This is a genomic window from Sphingomonas pseudosanguinis (assembly GCF_052056765.1).
Lineage (GTDB): Bacteria > Pseudomonadota > Alphaproteobacteria > Sphingomonadales > Sphingomonadaceae > Sphingomonas > Sphingomonas pseudosanguinis.
On the sequence record NZ_CP189888.1, the window covers coordinates 735,239 to 754,287 of the forward strand.

Consider the following 19,049-nt stretch of genomic DNA (forward strand, 5'->3'; position numbering starts at 1 on the left):
ATCGGATGGCGTTACACCGCCTCACCCGCCGCGCGGCCGCTGGCCCACGCCCATTGGAAGTTATAGCCGCCCAGCCAGCCGGTGACGTCCACCGCCTCCCCGACGAAATGCAGGCCGGGCACCGTCTTCGCCTCCATGGTGCGCGACGATAGCCCGGCGGTCGAGACGCCACCGACCGTCACTTCGGCCTTGGCATAGCCCTCGCTGCCATTGGGGTGGAAGGTCCAGTCGGCGAGGCGCCCTTGCGCCGCCGCCAGCAGCTTGTCGGTCGTCGCCCCCAGCTCGGCGGGCAGCGCCAGCCGCTCGGCCAGCGTCTCGGCCAGCCGGTCGGGCAGATGCTGGCCCAGCGCCCGGCGTGGCGACAGCCGGGGCTGCGCGCGCTTGGCGGCGATCAGCCAGTCGGGCACGGCGTCGGGAGTAAAGTCGATGCCGATCGGTTCGCCATGCCGCCAATAGGACGACACTTGCAGGATTGCCGGGCCGGACAGACCGCGATGGGTGAACAGCGCGGCTTCGCGGAACCGGGTCTTGCCGGCGCGCGCGACGACCTCCGATGCCACACCCGACAGCGAGCGGAACAGCGTCTCCTCGCCGCCCAGCGTCAGGGGCACGAGCGCGGGGCGCGGCTCGACGACCTTCAGGCCGAACTGGCGGGCGAGGTCATAGGCATAGCCGGTCGCCCCCATTTTGGGGATGCTCGGCCCGCCGGTCGCGACGATCAGGCGGGGGGCGGTGGCTTGGTTACCGCGTCGAGTGATGCGGAAGGCTGTGCCGTCATGCGTTACCGAGTCCAAAGGCGCGCCGAGTGCGATGTCGACCTGCCCACCCGACCGCGTCGCCTTGTCGCATTCGTCCAGCAACATCTCGACGATCTGCCGCGCCGATCCGTCGCAGAACAACTGCCCCAGCGTCTTTTCATGCCAGGCGATGCCATGCGCCTCGACCAGCGCCAGGAAATCGGCCGCCGTATACCGGCCGAGCGCCGACTTGGCGAAATGCGGGTTGGCGGACAGGAAGCGGTCGGGCGCGGTGCCGATATTGGTGAAGTTGCACCGCCCGCCGCCCGAGATCAGAATCTTCTTGCCCGGCGCATCGGCATGATCGACGACCAGCACCCGCCGCCCCCGCTGCCCGGCGGTCGCCGCCGCCATGAGCCCCGCCGCGCCCGCGCCGAGGATGATCGCGTCATAGTGTTGCATGGCGGGGGTTTAGGGGGATTTGGCGGGGGGCGATAGGTGGAGCCGCGCTTGCCATCGCTGCTTGGCACGCCCCTCCCGTTTACGGGAGGGGATGGGGGAGGGCAGGCTGCGAGCGATGGTCTCGGTGAGACCCCTTGCCCTCCCCTCGGTCCCCTCCCGCCTGCGGGAGGGGAGGAAGAAGGGGCGGCAGGCAAAATGTTTCCGGCAAATGCCTCGATCGTGCATTCCGGTAGGCGCTTGGCACGCCCCTCCCGTTTACGGGAGGGGATGGGGGAGGGCAGGCCGTGAGCGATGGTCTCGGTGAGCCCCCTTGCCCTCCCTTCGGTCCCCTCCCGCCTGCGGGAGGGGAGGAAGAAGGGGGCGGCAGGCTGCGTGATTCCGGCAAATGCTTCGAGTATGCATTCCGGTAGGCGCTTGGCACGCCCCTCCCGTGTACGGGAGGGGATGGGGGAGGGCAGGCCGCGAGCGATGGTCTCGGTGAGACTCCTTGCCCTCCCCCGACCCCTCCCGCTTGCGGGAGGGGAGAAGAAGGGGGCCTTCCCGCCTGCGGGAGGGGATTGAGGTCAGGCGGCGCCTACGTCCAGTATCTCCACCGCATCCGCCTTGCCGCCGAACGCGACCGTTTCGCCCGCCATCGCGCCCATCAGCGCGCGGGCCAGCGGCGCGGCATAGGCGATGCGGTCGTGCGCGGGGTCGGCTTCGTCATGGCCGACGATGGTCAGCGTCTTCGTCTGCCCGTTCAGCCGGATCGTGACCGTGCTGCCGATCCCGATCTCGCCGTCTTCGGGCGCGGGGGCCAGTTCGGCGGTAGCGGCGCGGGTGTTCCAATAGCGGAGTTCGCGTTGGAGGCGGGGACGCTCCTCGTCATCGGTCGCCGCCGCGACGGCCGCCTCCACCTCCGCCACCTTCGCGCGGGTCAGCTCGAGCCCGCGCGGCGTGACCAGATTGGGGCCGGGTGGGATGGGCAGCTCGAATTTGGGTTCGAGATGTTCCTCATCGGATTCGCGGCGAAAGGCGACACTCATCGGGGATCAACGCGTAAGGTCATAGCCGGGCTCCCATGACGGGCCGATCGATTCACCGCAAGCACGGCTTGAGTTTTGGCTGCAATCGTGTATAGGGCCACGCTTTCACGGAACGCTACACATTCACCCGTGCCGCATGGGTGTATCCGCCAACCGAGAGGGATGGGTCCCTTGGTTCGGCGGTACGCGCTCCTTTTTGTCGTTGGAGTCCCCATGCCTTTTTCTGCTTTGCCGCCGGTTTTGTCGGCTGCCCTTTCCGCGCGTGGCTATACCGCGCCGACCCCCGTCCAAGCCGCCGTCATTGAGGATGACGCCCAGGGCCGTGACCTGATCGTCTCCGCCCAGACCGGTTCGGGCAAGACCGTCGCTTTCGGCCTCGCCATGGCGAGCGAGCTGCTGAACGGTGGCGATCACCTGCCCCAGCCGGGCGCGCCGATGGCGCTGGTCATCGCGCCGACCCGCGAGCTGGCGCTGCAGGTCAGCCGCGAGCTGGAATGGCTCTATGCCGGGGCGCGTGCGCGCATCGCCACCTGCGTCGGCGGCATGGATGCCTCGCGCGAGCGTCGTGCGCTCAGCCACGGCACCCACATCGTCGTCGGCACCCCGGGTCGTCTGCGCGACCATCTGGAGCGCGGCGCGCTCGATCTGTCGTCGCTGAAGTTCGTCGTCCTCGACGAAGCGGACGAGATGCTCGACATGGGCTTCCGCGAGGATCTCGAGCAGATCCTCGACGGCACGCCGTCCGAGCGTCGCACGCTTCTCTTCTCGGCGACCATGCCGCGCCCGATCGTGCAGCTCGCCAAGCGCTATCAGACCAATGCCAAGCGGATCGAGACGATCAGCGAGGACAAGGGCCATGCCGACATCGCCTATCAGGCGGTGACGGTCGCACCGGCCGACATCGAGGCGGCGGTGGTCAACCTGCTGCGCCTGCACGAGGCCGAGGTCGCGATCCTGTTCTGCGCGACGCGCGACAATGTCCGCCACCTGCACGCCAGCCTGGTCGAGCGCGGCTTCTCGGCGGTGGCGCTGTCGGGCGAGCATTCGCAGAACGAGCGCAACCATGCGCTCCAGGCGCTGCGTGACGGCCGTGCGCGGGTCTGCGTCGCGACCGACGTCGCCGCACGCGGCATCGACCTGCCCGGCCTGACGCTCGTGATCCATGTCGAAATTCCGCGCGATGCCGAAGCGCTTCAGCACCGTTCGGGCCGCACCGGTCGCGCGGGCCGCAAGGGCACCGCGATCCTGATCGTGCCGTACCCGCGCCGTCGCCGGGTCGAGGGCATGCTGCGCGGCGCGCGCATCGACGCCGAATGGCGTCGTGCCCCCACGCTGGAGGAAATTCGCGAGCAGGACCGCGAGCGCCTGCTGACCGCGCTGCTCGCGCCGGTCGAGGTGGACGAGGCCGATCGCGAACTGGCCACCCGCCTGCTTGCCGAAAAGTCGGCCGAGGACATCGCCGCCGCGCTGGTTCGCGCGCACCGCGCCGCGCTGCCCCAGGCCGAGGAGCTGGTCGAGGGCGATGCGCCGCCGCCGCGCGAGCGTCGCGAGGGCTTCGACGATACCGCCTGGTTCCGCATGAGCGTCGGTCGTCGCCAGAACGCCGATCCGCGCTGGCTGCTGCCGCTGATCTGCCGTCGCGGGCACATCACCCGCAACGAGATCGGCGCGATCCGCATACAGCCCAACGAGACGCTGTTCGAAATCCCGACCGCACTGGCGTCGCGCTTCATCGCCGCGCTGAAGCGGACCGAGGCGGATCATGCCGAGGATGATATCGCGATCGAGCAGGCCGATGGCCCGCCCGCCGGCGGCGCGCCCAGCGGTGGTCCGCGTCGTGGTCCGGGTGGCAACCGTCCGATGGGCGGTCGCCCCGCCGGTGGCCCCGGCGGCCCGCGCCGCTACTCGCCGCGCCCCACCCAGGGCGGCCCGCGCGGTCCGCGTCGCGGTTGAGCCGATAACGGTTAAGTGAAAAGCCCTCCCCGAAACGTCTCGGGGAGGGCTTTTTTATTCCTCCCCAAGCTCGCTTGGGGAGGGGGACCGCGCCGGCAGGGCGTGGTGGAGGGGCGTGACGAACTGGCCACGCCCCTCCACCACGCCCTGCCGGCGCGGTCCCCCTCCCCATCAAGAGATGGGGAGGATTTCTCAGTGAATTTCCCGCCCGGCCTTCCACAGACGCAACGCGCGGCCCTGGACCGGGAAGCCGTCGAACGGCGTATTGCCCGCCGAGGCGAAGGCGTCGCCCGACACCATCCATGGCGTGTCGGCATCGAACAGCATCAGGTCGGCGGGCTTGCCCGGCTCCAGCGTGCCGGTGTCGAGCCCCAGCACCTTGGCCGGATTGCTCGCGAGCAGCGCGAACAGCCGGGGCAGGGTGATCTGTTCGTCGCGCACCAGCATCAGCGCCAGCGGCAGCAGCGTCTCCGCCCCCGCCATGCCCGCCTCGGCATCGACGAAGGGCAGGCGCTTTTCTTCCGGGGCATGCGGGTCGTGGCCCGAGCCGATCACATCGACCGTCCCGTCCGCGACCGCCGCCAGCGCGGCCTGCCGGTCGCTCTCGTCGCGCAAAGGGGGCGAGAGGCGGGCGAAGGTGCGGAAATCGGTGATCGCGATGTCGGACAGGTGGAGATGCGCAGGCGTGATGCCGCACGTCACCTTCACCCCGCGCCGCTTGGCCGCGCGGATCAGGTCGAAGCCCGCCGCCGTCGTGACCTGCCGAATATGCAGCTTCGCGCCCGTCTCTTCGGCCAGCATCAGGTCGCGCGCGATCGCGAGCGCTTCGGCGATGGCGGGGGCGGAGGGAAGGCCCAGGCGGCTGGCCGTCTCACCCTCGGTCGCGACCGCGTCGGCGGCGAGGCCACCGTCTTCGGCATGGGCGATGACGGTCAGACCCAGATCGCCCGCATAAGCGAGCACCCGGTGCATGACGCCCGAATCGGCGATCCAGCCGCGCCCGGTGCCGACCGCCTTCGCGCCCGCCGAGACGCAGACTGCCATTTCGGCCAGGTCGGTCCCCGCGAGCGAGCGCGTCGCCGCCGCGATCGGGTGAATCCACAGATCCGGTCGCCCGATCAGCGCGGCACGCTGCACCACGCCCGGATCGTCGAGGACCGGCGACTGATCGGGCATCAGGCCGATGCGCACGATGCCGCCCGCACGACAGGCGGCGCGGTCGACCTTGAACACGCCCAGATCGACGATGCCGGGGCTAAGCATCTTGCCGCCGCAGTCGATGATGGTCGCACCCTCGGGAGCGTCCCCGGTGCCGGTGATGATGCCGTCCTCGACCAGCAGGGTCTGGCCCTTGATCTCGCCGCCGACCGGGCAGATCAGCGTGGCGTTAGTGAAGGCGGTGATGCTCATGCCCAGCCCTCCAGCTTGCGGGCGCGGCGGGTCAGCACGTCCAGACACGCCATGCGCACCGCGACGCCCATCGCCACCTGCTCGGTGATCGCCGATTGCGGGCCGTCGGCCACCTCCGAGTCGATCTCGACGCCCCGGTTCATCGGGCCGGGATGCATGACCAGCGCGTCGGGCTTGGCGCGCTTCAGACGTTCGGCGGTCAGGCCGTAGCGCATCCGGTATTCGCGGGTGGAGGGGATATAGCCGCCCGCCATCCGTTCGTTCTGGACGCGCAGCATCATGACGACATCGGCATCCTCGATCGCGCGATCGAAATCGGTGAAGGGGGTGACGAACATGCGCTCGATCCCCTTGGGCATCAGGGTGGACGGCGCGCAGACCCGCACTTCGGCCGCCAGCGCGGTGAGCGCGAGAATGTCCGAGCGCGCGACCCGGCTGTGCAATATGTCGCCGCAGATCACGACCTTCTGCCCCGCCACGCTGCCCCGGCGGCGGCGGATGGTCAGCATGTCGAGCAGCGCCTGGGTCGGATGCTCGTGCCGCCCGTCGCCCGCGTTCAGGACCGGGCAGTCGACCTTGTCGGCGATCAGGCGGACGGCTCCGCTCGCCATGTGGCGGATGACGATCACATCGGCGCGCATCGCGTTCAGCGTCATCGCCGTGTCGATCAGCGTCTCGCCCTTCTTCACGCTCGACTGCGCGGCGTGCATGTTGACGACGTCGGCACCCAGGCGTTTCCCTGCGATCTCGAAGGACAAGAGCGTACGGGTCGAGTTCTCGAAGAACGCGTTGATCTGGGTTAGGCCCGCCAGCCTGGTATCGGGCGTGTCGGTCGCGCCGCGATCGAGCCAATGTTCCGCCTCGTCGAGCAGGAACATGATCTCATGCGGTTGAAGGCCGTCGATTCCGGTCAGATGCCGGTGCGGGAAAACGGCGCCACCCTGAATGAGCGTGCCGGGGCGATGATCCGATGTCTGCATTAAAGCCGCCGGGTAGCGGTGCGCGCGCGGTTCGGCAAGGCCGCTTAGCGCGCGGGCCACGCCTCCAGCACATGGCCGTCGCCGATCCTGAGCAACCGGGCGCGTCCGATCGGGAAGCCGGCGGCGCGTAACGGCGCGGCAAGGCTTTCCGCCGTCACCGATTCGCCCGCGACATGCTCGGTCCAGAACAGGGTCGGGCATTCCCGCGGCATGGTCCGATCGCGAGGCGAAGCGAGCGGAAAGCCGAAATGCGCGGCGACGGTGTGATAGGCGAAGGGGATGACCGCGCGGTTCTCGGTCGGTGGCGCATCAAGCACGGGGCGGTTGCCGCGCAGATCGACATGCACCCGCGTCGCCGGGCAGTTGCGCCGGATCACGGCGATGGTCTGACCCGTCCCATACCAGTTGGGTCGCGCAACGGTCGCGCCCGCATTCAGTGTGATGGCGGTCATGGCGCAAAAGGCCATGAGCAGCGCCAGGATCACCGCGAAGATCGGCCGAACCCGAACGAGCAGCGCGCCTGCGCCCAGTGCCAGGATCATCGCGAGCGGCGGATGCAGGGCGACCAGATAGCGATCGATGACGAACGGCCGCCACAGATGGATCGCGATCATCACCATGCAGCCCAGCGCGAGGCCGGCCCCGAGCGTCACCGCCAGATCGGCATCGCGCGCCAGCCGTCGCGCGCGCCAGCTTTGATAGGCCAGCACGCCGAAACCGACCAATGCGACGATCGTCACCGCCGGATTGGCCGACAGGTTGCGCACGACCTCGGTCTGGATCGCCCAGCGTGCGCTGTTGAAACCGCCCTGAATCCAGAAGCTGCGCGTATTGGCTTCGATCCGCCCGAATGACAGGGCGAGGTGGAGCAGCATCGGCGCCGCCGCCACGATCGCCGCCGTCGCCAGCCGTACGGCCCCCGGCCAGTCGCGCGCGAGCAGCCGCCGCAAGACGATCGCCGCCACCAGCCCGCCGACGATCATGCTGGTCGCCAGATGGACGTTCAGCGCGACGAGCAGCGCCAGCGTCAGCATCCCCCATTCCGCGGCTCGGGTGGCGCGATGCCCCCGGTCGAACCCGATCAGCGCCGCGACCGCGACGGCGCTGCCCGCGAAGGCGAGATAGTTGGAGCGCAACTCCGCCGCCCGGTCGATCGCCGGCCATGCGCTGGCGAGCGCGATCGCGAAGACCCAGCCGATCCGGCGCAGGTGCTGCGGGATCAGCCACCAGGCGAGCTGGATAGCGGCCCCCACGAACAGGATCAGGTTGACGAACCGCCGTTCCTCGACCGTCGACCCCAGCCAAGCGGTCGCGCGGACCAGCGCGTAGAACAGCGGTGGGTGATTGTCCGCCAGCCAACGGTCGAACGCATGAGGCAGGGGAATGGCGGGCTGCGCGACATAGAGCGTGTAGAATTCGTCATACCATGGCCCGCGCAGCCGCATGGCCCAGCTCATGGCCGCGACCAGCGCGACGATGACGATCGCCAGCATCGCGCCCGTGACGATGGACGGCACGCCGGGCAGCAGGCGGCGTGGCGACGGGCTGGAGCGGCGATCCGGGGTCATGGCGTGCCGGTCTGCCGCACCTCTCGCCATGCGGCAAGCCAGCGTGCCGGACCGGGAGCACCCGGCTTCCCGATCCGGCACGCCGCTCGCCTTAGGGTCAGGATGGCATGAAACGAATCCACCCCTCCCCTTCAGGGGAGGGGCTCGGGTTGCTTCAGAGCGATGTCATCAGATGAATGTCGATGTGACCTTAGAACGCGCCCGACAGGGTGATGAAGCCCATGCGCGGCGGCTGGGCGTAGCTGTTCCAGGTCTTGGCGGCGGCGCCGACGACCAGTTCGTAAATGCCCTTGCGGTTGGTCACGTTGGTGACGTTGACCGACAGTTTCAGGTCCCTGACGCTTAACCCGTCGATTGGCGGCAGGCTGTAGCCTGCCTGCAGGTTCAACAGATAGCGGCCGCCGATACCCTGATCGTTGGTATAGGTGGCATAGCGCGGCCCGACATAGTCACCGATCGCCTGAATCTCGAACGGGCCGTCGTTGATCGACACAACCGTCTTGTTCAGCCAGCGCGCGGTGTTGGGCACATATTTGCCCGCGGTCGCGATGGTGGTCGTGCCGCTGACATAATTGTCGCGATACTTCGAGCTGTTATAGGACAGCGCGTTATAGACCGACAGATGCGGTCCGAAGCGCAGCGTGGCCGCCGCGTCGACGCCGTTGGTGCGCACGCGGCCGACATTCTGCAGGATCGACACGCCGCCGATGACCGAGGCGATGACCGGCGTCGCGCTGATCTGAAGCAGGCGGTTGTCGAAATCGACATGATAGGCGCTGATCTGCGCCTCGATACCGGTCAGCGGGCCGAGGTCGAGCGCGTGGCGCGAGCGCAGGCCAGCCTCATAGGTCCACGACGTTTCGGGCGAGGTGTTCGCCTTAATCTGGTCGAACGCCTGCTGACTGCCGACCGCGAAGGGCGACAGACCCGCCGCGACCGAGGCCTGGAACTGGCGGACATTCTTCTGGACATGACCGAACAGCTGGTCGTTGGTGGTGATGTCCCAGATCGCGCCGATGGCGGGCAGGAACCACTTCTTCGTGTTCAGCCGCCCCTCGGGATAGCCGGTCGAGGTGCCAGGCAGCGCGCCGGGCAGCGGCTGGGTCGGCACGCGGCCGTCTGCGAATTGCAGGCTGGACTTGAAGCCCGCCTCAAGCGTCACCGCCGGGGTGATGTGCCAGCGATCCTGGATATGCGTCTGGATCAGGTCGTATTTGGTGATCGCGGCATATTGGGTCAGGCGGCGCTGTGCGGGATCGGCCCATTCATAGGGCGACGGGGGATTGTCGATAGGTGCTGCATACCAGCGGCGGAAGATGGTGTTGCGGTTATGCTCGTACCAGCCGCCCAGCTCGATCTCATGCGCGCCCGCACGGATCGCCAGTGTCGAGATCGCCCCCTTGCGGTCGATGCCATATTCGGTGGTGCGCAGCGCATAGCCCGAGCCGCCGAAGACCTGCTTCAGATTCTGCCCCGGATAATAGATGCGGAACAGGCCGGGCAGACCGGCGGCCGCGATCGGGCCGGTGATCTGCCCCTGGCCTTCGTCATGGTGATAATAGACCTGATTGGCCCAGGTGACGGCGTCGCCGAAGCGGCGCTCATATTTGATATAGCCCAGATAGTCGGTGCGCTGCGCGTCGCCGAAATAGTTCATGTAATTATTGGGATTGTTCGCGGGCGGCGCGCCGTTCGCATCGACATAGGCGAGCGCGGCCTGCCAGTTCGGATAGAGGAGCGAGCGGTAATAGGGCTCCAGTCCGCCCGCATTGTGCGCGACCGAGTCCTGGTTCGGCTCGACCTTGTCCGAAATGTTGAAATAGCCGGTCAGCGTGCCGTTCTCGCCCTTGTGGACGAACTTGGCATTGCCCTGCCACCCGCCCTGCCTGGCATTGAATTCCCAGGCGCGCGCCTTTTGCCGGACGACCGAGAGATAGCCGCTGTTCGTGCCGCCCAGCCCATCGACCTCACCGCTGTCGATGCGCAGGAAGCTGCGGCTGGCGTCATAGCTGCCCAGCGTCTGGGCGAAGCGAACGCCCATGGTCGCGGTCGGATCGCTCGAATAGGTCTCGATCCCGCCGCCCAGATTGCTGGCCGAGGCGGTGCCGAGATCGGCCGCGCCGGCGGTCAGGCGGACGCGCGCGACGTTTTCGGAAATGACCGCGCGCTGCGGGCTGAGGCCATTGTAATTGCCATAGGACTGGTCGCCCAGCGGCACGCCGTCGAGCGTGAAGCCCAGCTGGTTCTGGTTGAAGCCATGGACGAACAGCGCGATGTTCTGCTCGTTATTGCCCCAGGGATCGGCCGTCTCGAACTGCACGCCGGGCAGCGTCTGGATCGCCTTCACCGGGTTCGCGCCGGGCAGCACTTTCTGAATCTCCGCCGCGCCCAGCTCGACCGAGGAGCGCGTGGTGCGCGTCGCGGTGACGACGATCTGATCGCCATTGGTCGTCGCCTCGGCGGCGGTCGGATCGGATTGCTGCTGCGCCCAGGCGGGCATCGCGATGACAGCGGTGCCGATCATCAGCAGGGAACGGGAAAGAGAGAAACGCTGCACGACTTGGGGCCCCCCAAAGGCTTTCAAAGGAGCGGCGCAGCTAGGGGGCTTGGGTGACGGGTTAACGACTGGTTAAAGACCAATATGTGACATTTCAGGCGGAAATGATCGTTTTATGGTCAACGGTCTGCACCATGGTTCACGAGCGATCTTTCCTCCCCTTCCAGGGGAGGAATGTTCTTACGCCATCACCAGTGCGTCGATCGCGGCCTGCAGGATATGCGCGGCGGCGAGGTTGTCGATACGTTCGGCGCGTTTGGCGCGGCTCATATCCTGCTCGATCATCGTGCGTTCGACCGCGACGGTCGACCAGCGTTCATCCCACAGCAGGATCGGGCCCAGATCGGCGCAGTTGCGGGCGAAGGCACGGGTCGATTGCGAGCGCGGGCTCTCGCTGCCGTCCAGATTGAGGGGCAGGCCGATGACCAGACCCTGCACCCCCTGCTGCGCGATCATCGCGATCAGTTGTTCCTTGTCCTTGGTGAACTTGGTCCGGCGGATGAGGGTGGCGGGGCTGGCGAAGCTCCATCCGGCATCGCACAAAGCGGTGCCGACCGTCTTGGTGCCGACGTCCAGCCCGATCAGCCGCCCACCCGAGGGGAGGGCGGCGCGGAACTCGGTGCGGTCGGTGGTGATCAGGCTCATCGAAAGGCTTTCAAACGGCGATCCGCATCGGCGCGGACATTCGCCCAGAACAGGCTGTAGTCATAGACGTGGTAATTGTTGCCGGGCAGCACATAGGGGCCGACGCTCGGCCCCTCGCCGATGGTCAGGATGCCACGCCCCTCGCACTTGGCGGGGACCTTGCCCGCCGCGATGGCGGCGGTCTTCAGGTCGGCGGAGGGGTAGAGCGTGCCCAGATTGGCGGCCGCCGGCGCGGCGACGCCCGGCGTGCCCGTCAGCGGGTTGGTGCACAGCATCTGGGTATCCTTGCGCGGTCGACCGGTATAGCCATTGGTCTGGTCGAACACGTCGAGGATCAGTGACGGATCGGCCGGTTCGCCGAAGCTCTGCCAGCTCAGGATGCAGCCGGTCTGGTCGGGCGCCATGCAGGCGGGCAGCCCCATGGCGGGCAGGTCGGCGGTCATCGAGATCGGCCAGCCCACGACATAGGCCGCGACGATCCTGCGTTTCAGCGCGGGGTCCTTCGCCACCCGGTCGGTCAGCAGCCGCGACAAATGCAGCGCGCCCTGACTGTGTCCAGCGAGGATCAGCGGGCGGTTGGGATCGGCATCCGCCAGAAAGGCGGTGAAGGCGGCATCCACGTCCTTGTAGGCGAGGTCGAGCGCGCGCTCGGCATCGGCCATGCTGGTCAGGAACGCGCCGAAGGTCGCCTGGCGATAGCGCGGCGCCCAGATGTCGCCCGCCCCGTTGAAGGCGCTCGCCTGTCCCCGCAGGAACAGCTCGGCGCGGCCATTGGTCTCGGGATCGTCGAGCGGGGCGTTCCAATGCGCCTTGCTGATGTACGAGGTCGGGTGGATGAAGAAGACCGCCGCGCCCTGGCCCGGCTTGCCCGGCTCATACCCCGTCGGCACCCAAAGGGCAGGATTGCCCGGCAGGTCGGGGCGCGCCAGCCACATCCTGGCATCGCGATATTGCTCGGCGCGCGTTGCCGCCTGGGTCTGGAACGCCTCGGAGGGTACGGTCGACCAGCGGAGCAGCTGGTTGCCGAACAGCCGATAGGCGAAGGCGGCCGCGATCGTCAGCACGATGAGCGCCGCCACGACATACAGGAATTTGCGCGCCAACTCGTCACTCCATTGTGCGTTGCAGCAAAAGATCGGGGCCTGCAATTGCTATCCATGATGCCCCACTTGTCACCGTTGCAATCGCCGGGACGGCAAAAGCGTTGCGCGAAGCCGCGCGGCGATGCTAGCCGCAAATCCATGTCCGTAGATACCGCAACCGTGAAGAAGATCGCGAGCCTAGCCCGCATCGCGATCACCGAGGAGGACGCGACGCGCCTCGCCCCCGAGCTTGGGAACATCCTGGGCTGGATCGAGCAGCTCGGCGAGGTCGACACCCAAGGCGTCGAGCCGATGACGGCGGTAATCCCGAACCAGCTTCGCCTGCGCGACGACGTCGTCAATGACGGCGGCATCCGCGACCTCCTCATGCAGAATGCGCCACAGGCCGAACATGGCTTCTTCACGGTGCCCAAGGTGATCGAATAATGACCGACCTGACCACGCTCGGCATCGCCGCCATTCGCGACGGCGTGCGCGACGGCCAGTTCAAGGCGCGCGAAGTCGCCGAGGCCTTTAACGCCAAGGTCGCAGGCGCTGACGCGCTCAACGCCTTCCTGGTCAAGACTCCGGAGCATGCGCTCGCCGCCGCCGATGCGGCCGACGCCGCGCGTGCCGCCGGTGAAACGCTCAAGCCGCTGGCCGGCGTGCCGATCGGCATGAAGGACCTGTTCGCGACCAAGGGCGTCGCGACCACCGCCGCCAGCAAGATCCTCGAAGGCTTCGTGCCGCCCTACGAGTCGACCGTTTCGCAGAATCTGTGGAATGCCGGTGCGGGCATGCTGGGCAAGCTGAACCTCGACCAGTTCGCCATGGGCTCGTCCAACGAGACCAGCGCGTTCGGCAATGTCGTCTCGCCTTGGCGTCGCCCGAACGACACCGCCCCGCTCGCCCCCGGTGGGTCCTCGGGCGGGTCGTCGACGGCGGTGTCGGCGGGGCTGGCGCCGGGCGCGACGGGTACCGACACCGGCGGCTCGATCCGCCAGCCGGCCGCCTTCACCGGCATTTCGGGCATCAAGCCGACCTATGGCCGCTGCTCGCGCTGGGGCACGATCGCCTTCGCCTCCTCGCTCGACCAGGCGGGGCCGATGGCGCGCGACGTGCGCGACTGTGCGATCATGCTGGAGGCGATGGCGGGCTTCGACGCCAAGGACGCCACCTCGCTGAAGCTGGACGTGCCCAACTGGGAAGCCGCGCTGTCGGCGGACCTGAAGGGCAAGAAGGTCGGTGTGCCCAAGGAATACCGGGTCGACGGCATGCCCGCCGAGATCGAGGCGCTGTGGCAGCAGGGTATCGACTGGATGCGCGATGCCGGTGCCGAGATCGTCGAGGTCTCGCTGCCGCACACCAAATATGCGCTGCCGGCGTACTACATCATCGCGCCGGCCGAGGCGTCGTCCAACCTCGCCCGCTATGACGGCGTGCGTTATGGCCTGCGCGACCTGCCCGAAGGGGCCGGCCTGCAGGACATGTATGCCGCGACCCGCGCCGCCGGGTTCGGCGACGAGGTGAAGCGCCGCATCCTGATCGGCACCTATGTGCTGTCGGCGGGCTTCTATGATGCGTACTACACCCAGGCGCAGAAGGTCCGCACGCTGATTGCGCGCGATTTCGAGCGGGCGTTCGACGAGTGCGACGTGCTCCTGACCCCGACCGCGCCGTCGGCGGCGTTCGCGCTGGGCGAGAAGCAGGCCGATCCGCTGGCCATGTACCTCAACGACGTGTTCACGGTGCCCGCCTCGCTGGCCGGGCTCCCCGCCATGTCGGTGCCGGGTGGCCTGGACAAGGACGGCTTGCCGCTTGGCCTCCAGATCATCGGCAAGGCGCTGGATGAGCAGGGCGTGCTGAACGCCAGCCTGGCCATCGAGCAGCGCGCGGGCTTCACCGCGCGTCCGCAGGCGTGGTGGTAAGCGACCGCGCCTTTACGGCCCGCAACATCGCCGTGTTGCGGGAGGCGCAGGGCGCCCTGAACGTCGCGTTCGGGGCGATCCTCAGCGCCTATGTCGGCGTGTCGCTGACCAACATCGACAATCACCCCTTCGACCATCACACGCTGGCGCGCTTCTTTCTGGGCGTGGCGGGCTTCATCCTGTGCCTTTGCGTGGGCAACAGCGTGATCCTGCGCGGTGAGTTTCGGCTGGGTGTTCTCTTCCTGCTGCTGGGCGCGGGCGCGGCCTATATCGGGTTGAGGGAGGCGCGGAACCTCGGCTTCGAGACCGCGATCCTGCGCATCCTGTCGACCTGCTGGATCGTCGCCCTGCTGGGCAGCAACGCCGTCCTGACGGCGATCAACTATCTTCATCATCGAGATCGAACATGAGCGAATATCGCATCCAGGGCGCGACGGGGGAATGGGAGGTCGTGATCGGCCTGGAAGTCCACGCCCAGGTCACCTCCAACGCCAAGCTGTTCTCCGGCGCGGCCACCGCCTTCGGTGCGGAGCCCAATACGCAGGTGTCGCTGATCGACGCCGCGATGCCCGGCATGCTGCCCGTGCCCAACATGGAGTGCATCCGTCAGGCGGTGCGCACCGGCATGGCGATCGATGCGCAGATCAATAAGTGGTCGCGCTTCGACCGGAAGAATTACTTCTACGCCGATCTGCCGCAGGGCTATCAGATCAGCCAGCTTTACCACCCGCTGGTGGGTGAGGGCGCGATCGAGATCAGCCTGGACGAGAAGAACCCTGACGGTCCCACCAAGTCGATCGGCGTCGAGCGTATCCATGTCGAGCAGGATGCGGGCAAGCTGATGCACGATCAGCATCCGACGCGGTCATACGTCGACCTCAACCGCTCGGGCGTGGCGCTGATGGAGATCGTCAGCCGCCCCGACATGCGTTCGCCTGCCGAAGCAGGGGCTTATCTCCGTAAGTTACGTGCCATTCTCCGCTATGTCGGATCGTGCGACGGTAATATGGAAGAAGGCTCGATGCGCGCCGACGTGAACGTGTCGGTGCGCAAGCCCGGCGACGAGTTCGGCACGCGCACCGAGACGAAGAACGTCAACTCGGTCCGGTTCGTCATGGCCGCGATCGAATATGAGGCCAAGCGCCAGGTTGCGGTGCTGGAGGATGGCGGCAAGATCGTCCAGGAAACGCGCCTCTTCAACGTCGAGAGCGGCACAACCCGCTCGATGCGGTCGAAGGAAGATGCGCATGACTATCGCTACTTCCCCGATCCCGACCTGCTGCCGCTGGAACTGACCGACGCGTTCGTCGAGGAATGCCGCGCCAGCCTGCCCGAACTGCCCGACGCCAAGCGTCGCCGCTACGAGGCGCTGGGCCTGACCGCGTATAATGCGGGCGTGCTGACCGCCGAAGTCGAGACGGCGCGCTGGTTCGACGGCCTGCTCGACGCACTCGACGGCACGAGCGCCAAGCCCGCGCAGGCGGCGAACTGGGTCGCGGCAGAGCTGTTCGGCGCGCTGAACAGGCTGGGCAAGGACATCACCGAGAGCCCGGTGTCGCCTGCCCAGGCCGCCGAATTGCTCGCGCTGGTCGCCGATGGCACGCTGTCGGGCAGCCTGTCGAAGCAGGTGTTCGAGATCATGCTGGAGACGGGCGACGGTCCGTCCAAGATCGTCGAGGAGCGCGGCCTCAAGCAGACCAGCGACACCGGCGCGATCGAGGCGGTGATCGCCGAGGTTCTGGAGAAAAACCCGAACCAGTTGGGTCAGTACCGCGCGGGCAAGGAAGCGCTGTTCGGCTTCTTCGTCGGTCAGACGATGAAGGCGATGGGCGGCAAGGCCAATCCGGCGGTGGTCAATGACCTGCTGAAGAAGGCGCTGGCGGGGTGATGTGATGTGCTCCCCCTCCCGCAGGCGGGAGGGGGTTGGGGGGAGGGTAGTGAGCCTCGCAGAGGGCGTCGCCCGTGGCTTTCCCTCCCCCATCCCCTCCCGCCTGCGGGAGGGGCGTGCTTCGGGCGAGCGCCATGCGCAGTTATGAGATTCGGATGCACCGATCGACCTGCGATAATCGTCGCACTCCGCCATAACCCGCTCCCCTCCCGCAGGCGGGAGGGGCTGGGGGAGGGCAAGGGGGTCTCACCGAGACCACCCCCTCAATTACTGCGCATCCAAATCCTGGTTCCGCACCACGCCGCCGGTCCCGCCGACGCCGTCATGCTCGCCGGTATCGGTAAAGGTCACCGGCTCCCCACCGCCCTCACCCCGCGCGACCGCATCGGAGCGCGCCTCGACGGCCTGCTCGATGTCGCTGCGCTCATCCTCACGCGGCGGGCTGTCCGGGTTGTTCTCGGGCGCCTCGCTCGGCGGGCTGTCGGGATGGTTTTCGGGGTTGCTCGCCATCGTCAGCTCCTCTCAAATCTGTAGCGGCTGGGCCGTGCCGGGATCGCCCGGACCCACGCCGGGTGCGGGCTGGTCGATGTCCGGGCCGGGCGGCACGATCTCGGGCGGGGGCGTGTCGGGTTGCGCCGGCTGGGTCGGCTGCGGGCTTTCGGGCGGGGGCTGGGTGGCCATTCTCGCTCTCCTTTCGGGAATTGGAGGGCTTAAACGCATGTCGCACGCACATGTTGCCTGTTGTCCCTTGTGCAGGCCGCCCATGGTGATATAGACGCGCGCCCATCGGCGGTGTCCTCGTGCGGGCGTGGCGGAACTGGTAGACGCGCTGGATTTAGGTTCCAGTATCGTAAGATGTGGGGGTTCGAGTCCCTTCGCCCGCACCAGTCCCCGGTCAAGAACGGGGCGACAGCCACACGGAATTTCTCCAGATTGAAGGCCTTTAGATGCAGACTGTCGAGACGCTGAACGAGGGGCTGAAGCGCGCCTACACGCTCACCATCACCGCCAAGGATATCGAGGGCAAGGTCGATGCCGAGCTGAAGCGGATCGCTCCGCAGATGAAGATGCCCGGCTTCCGCCCCGGCAAGGTGCCGACCAACCTGGTCCGCAAGATGCACGGCCCGGCGCTCCTCCAGGACGCGCTGAACACCGCGCTGCAGGAAGGCGTGCAGTCGCTGATCGCCGAGAAGAACCTGCGCCCCGCGATGCAGCCGCAGGTCGAACTGGTCGGTGAATATGAGCAGGGCAAGGAGGCCACGCTGAACGTCACGCTCGAAGTTCTGCCGCAGGTCCCGACCCCGGCGATCGACGCGCTGAAGCTCGAGCGTCTGACCGTGCCGGTCGCCGACGAGGCGGTAGACGAGCAGCTCCAGAAGTTTGCCGACCAGCAGAAGCGCTGGGACGATGCGGGCGACAAGGCCGCCGAGCAGGGCGACCAGGTCACCGTCGACTTCGTCGGCAAGACCGCCGACGGCGTCGCCTTCGAGGGCGGCTCGGGCGAGGATATGGCGGTCGAGATCGGCGGCGGTCGCCTGATCCCCGGCTTCGAGGACCAGCTGGTCGGCGTGAAGGCCGGTGAAGAGAAGCAGATCTCGGTCACCTTCCCCGAGGACTATCCCGCCAAGAACCTGGCCGGTCAGCCCGCGACCTTCGACCTGACGATCAAGTCGGTGAAGACCGCCGGCGAAGCCAAGGTCGACGACGAGATGGCCAAGAATCTGGGCCTGGAAAGCCTGGAGCAGCTGCGCGGCCTGCTGAAGGGGCAGATCGAGCAGGAGCATAACGGCCTGACCCGTACCTACATGAAGCGCAAGCTGCTCGACCAGCTGGCCGATGGCCATGACTTCGAAGTGCCGCCGTCGATGGTCGAGGCCGAGTTCTCGCAGATCTGGGCGCAGCTCGAGCATGAAGCGACCCATGAGGAGGACCCCGAGGCCGCCAAGGCCGAGATGGAGAAGGAGCGCGACGATTACCGCAAGATCGCCGAGCGCCGCGTCCGTCTGGGCCTGCTGCTGTCGGAAATCGGTCAGGCGAACGGCGTCGACGTGACCGCGCAGGAAATGAACCGCCTGATCGCGCAGGCCGCGCAGCAGTACGGCCCGGAAGATCGCCAGCGTTTCATCCAGTATATCCAGCAGGAGCCGATGGCCGCCGCCCAGCTGCGCGCCCCGCTCTATGAGGACAAGGTCGTCGACTTCCTGTTCGACAAGGCCGAGATCACCGACCGCGAGACCACCCGTGAGGAGCTGGAAGCCGCGATCGAGAGCGAGGACGGCTTCGCGACCGGCACGCACGTCCATAATCACGATCACGACCATGATCATGACCACGGCAAGAAGTCGAAGGCGAAGGCCAACAAGGCCGACGTGACCGAGGACGCCGCCGACGAAGGCACTGAGGACGCGCCGAAGAAGACGACCCGCGCCAAGAAGGCCGCTCCGGCCGAGGTCGAGGGCGATGCCGCCGAGGCGACCGAGGAAGCCGCGCCGAAGAAGCCGCGCGCCAAGAAGGCCGCCGCTCCGGCGGAAGGCGAGGCCGAGGCTGCCGAGGCGCCCGCCAAGAAGCCGCGCGCCAAGAAGGCGGCGCCGACCGAATAAGGGCGGTGTCGGACTTCGGTTCGTGACGAAACAAGGGAAGGGCGGTCGCGCGAGCGGTCGCCCTTCCTGTATCTGGAAGCGCCTTCATTCCTCCCCTGTAAGGGGAGGTGGCAGGCCGCAGGCCTGACGGAGGGGTGTTACCCGCGGTGAGGTCGAACCGCCTTTGCGACCGGGGACACCCCTCCACCAGCTTCGCTGGTCCCCCTCCCCTTGC

The 19,049-nt window shown here is 67.5% G+C and carries 16 protein-coding genes and 1 tRNA gene; 7 read left to right on the forward strand and 10 right to left on the reverse strand.

Going from position 1 to position 19,049, the window contains the following annotated elements; genetic code table 11:
- Positions 1 to 11: 11 nt before the first annotated feature.
- Both ACQHGV_RS03345 and ACQHGV_RS03350 read right to left on the reverse strand, forming a co-directional pair.
- On the reverse strand, positions 12 to 1,199 hold the full coding sequence (locus tag ACQHGV_RS03345; protein ID WP_440979423.1) for an NAD(P)/FAD-dependent oxidoreductase: 1,188 nt from the start codon (positions 1,197 to 1,199) through the stop codon (positions 12 to 14).
- Positions 1,200 to 1,762: 563 nt separating this feature from the next.
- Positions 1,763 to 2,224: a GreA/GreB family elongation factor gene (locus ACQHGV_RS03350; protein ID WP_440979424.1), complete on the reverse strand. Its 462-nt coding sequence runs from the start codon at positions 2,222 to 2,224 to the stop codon at positions 1,763 to 1,765.
- A gap of 213 nt (positions 2,225 to 2,437) precedes the next feature.
- On the opposite strand from ACQHGV_RS03350, the gene ACQHGV_RS03355 reads away from it, so the two are divergent.
- Positions 2,438 to 4,177 carry a DEAD/DEAH box helicase gene (locus tag ACQHGV_RS03355; RefSeq protein WP_440979425.1) on the forward strand — a complete coding sequence of 580 codons (1,740 nt, stop codon included), beginning with the start codon at positions 2,438 to 2,440 and terminating at the stop codon, positions 4,175 to 4,177.
- Positions 4,178 to 4,369: 192 nt separating this feature from the next.
- Here the strand turns inward: ACQHGV_RS03355 and ACQHGV_RS03360 are convergent, their stop codons facing one another.
- From ACQHGV_RS03360 to ACQHGV_RS03385, 6 genes are all read right to left on the reverse strand, one after another.
- Positions 4,370 to 5,587: a dihydroorotase gene (locus tag ACQHGV_RS03360; protein ID WP_440979426.1), complete on the reverse strand. Its 1,218-nt coding sequence runs from the start codon at positions 5,585 to 5,587 to the stop codon at positions 4,370 to 4,372.
- Positions 5,584 to 6,567 (reverse strand): aspartate carbamoyltransferase catalytic subunit, encoded by a 984-nt coding sequence (locus ACQHGV_RS03365; protein WP_440980121.1) that lies wholly within the window; start codon positions 6,565 to 6,567, stop codon positions 5,584 to 5,586. Before ACQHGV_RS03365 ends, ACQHGV_RS03360 begins: the two co-directional genes overlap by 4 nt.
- Positions 6,568 to 6,611: 44 nt before the next feature.
- Positions 6,612 to 8,135, reverse strand: a complete 1,524-nt coding sequence (locus ACQHGV_RS03370; RefSeq protein WP_440979427.1) for a hypothetical protein — start codon at positions 8,133 to 8,135, stop codon at positions 6,612 to 6,614.
- Between the two features lie 190 nt (positions 8,136 to 8,325).
- Positions 8,326 to 10,659 carry a TonB-dependent receptor gene (locus ACQHGV_RS03375; protein WP_440979428.1) on the reverse strand — a complete coding sequence of 778 codons (2,334 nt, stop codon included), beginning with the start codon at positions 10,657 to 10,659 and terminating at the stop codon, positions 8,326 to 8,328.
- Between the two features lie 213 nt (positions 10,660 to 10,872).
- Complete coding sequence (gene ruvX / locus ACQHGV_RS03380) at positions 10,873 to 11,337, reverse strand: Holliday junction resolvase RuvX (protein ID WP_183953126.1); 465 nt, start codon at positions 11,335 to 11,337, stop codon at positions 10,873 to 10,875.
- Positions 11,334 to 12,440 carry a DUF3089 domain-containing protein gene (locus tag ACQHGV_RS03385; RefSeq protein WP_440979429.1) on the reverse strand — a complete coding sequence of 369 codons (1,107 nt, stop codon included), beginning with the start codon at positions 12,438 to 12,440 and terminating at the stop codon, positions 11,334 to 11,336. The genes ruvX and ACQHGV_RS03385 overlap by 4 nt, the downstream gene beginning before the upstream one ends.
- Before the next feature lie 138 nt (positions 12,441 to 12,578).
- Here ACQHGV_RS03385 and gatC point away from each other — a divergent pair, with 138 nt between their 5' ends.
- From gatC to gatB, 4 genes are read left to right on the forward strand one after another with little or no spacing between them, the layout of a single operon-like run.
- Positions 12,579 to 12,866, forward strand: coding sequence for an Asp-tRNA(Asn)/Glu-tRNA(Gln) amidotransferase subunit GatC (gene gatC / locus ACQHGV_RS03390; protein WP_037568622.1), 288 nt, complete (start codon positions 12,579 to 12,581; stop codon positions 12,864 to 12,866).
- On the forward strand, positions 12,866 to 14,347 hold the full coding sequence (gatA, locus tag ACQHGV_RS03395) for an Asp-tRNA(Asn)/Glu-tRNA(Gln) amidotransferase subunit GatA (RefSeq protein ID WP_440979430.1): 1,482 nt from the start codon (positions 12,866 to 12,868) through the stop codon (positions 14,345 to 14,347). Before gatC ends, gatA begins: the two co-directional genes overlap by 1 nt.
- Positions 14,338 to 14,757 (forward strand): hypothetical protein, encoded by a 420-nt coding sequence (locus tag ACQHGV_RS03400; RefSeq protein ID WP_440979431.1) that lies wholly within the window; start codon positions 14,338 to 14,340, stop codon positions 14,755 to 14,757. The genes gatA and ACQHGV_RS03400 overlap by 10 nt, the downstream gene beginning before the upstream one ends.
- Complete coding sequence (gatB, locus tag ACQHGV_RS03405) at positions 14,754 to 16,235, forward strand: Asp-tRNA(Asn)/Glu-tRNA(Gln) amidotransferase subunit GatB (RefSeq protein ID WP_440979432.1); 1,482 nt, start codon at positions 14,754 to 14,756, stop codon at positions 16,233 to 16,235. The genes ACQHGV_RS03400 and gatB overlap by 4 nt, the downstream gene beginning before the upstream one ends.
- 267 nt (positions 16,236 to 16,502) lie before the next feature.
- On the opposite strand, the gene ACQHGV_RS03410 is transcribed toward gatB, so the two are convergent.
- Both ACQHGV_RS03410 and ACQHGV_RS03415 read right to left on the reverse strand, forming a co-directional pair.
- The gene (locus ACQHGV_RS03410; RefSeq protein WP_440979433.1) at positions 16,503 to 16,745 is read right to left on the reverse strand and encodes a hypothetical protein; all 243 of its coding nucleotides are present in this window, start codon (positions 16,743 to 16,745) and stop codon (positions 16,503 to 16,505) included.
- 12 nt (positions 16,746 to 16,757) lie between these two features.
- Positions 16,758 to 16,916, reverse strand: a complete 159-nt coding sequence (locus ACQHGV_RS03415) for a hypothetical protein (RefSeq protein WP_183953121.1) — start codon at positions 16,914 to 16,916, stop codon at positions 16,758 to 16,760.
- Positions 16,917 to 17,037: 121 nt separating this feature from the next.
- Here ACQHGV_RS03415 and ACQHGV_RS03420 point away from each other — a divergent pair.
- Positions 17,038 to 17,122: transfer RNA gene (locus ACQHGV_RS03420), tRNA-Leu, on the forward strand.
- Positions 17,123 to 17,182: 60 nt separating this feature from the next.
- Entirely contained in the window at positions 17,183 to 18,835 is a 1,653-nt protein-coding gene (gene tig / locus ACQHGV_RS03425) for a trigger factor (RefSeq protein WP_440979434.1), read from the forward strand.
- Positions 18,836 to 19,049: the final 214 nt, after the last annotated feature.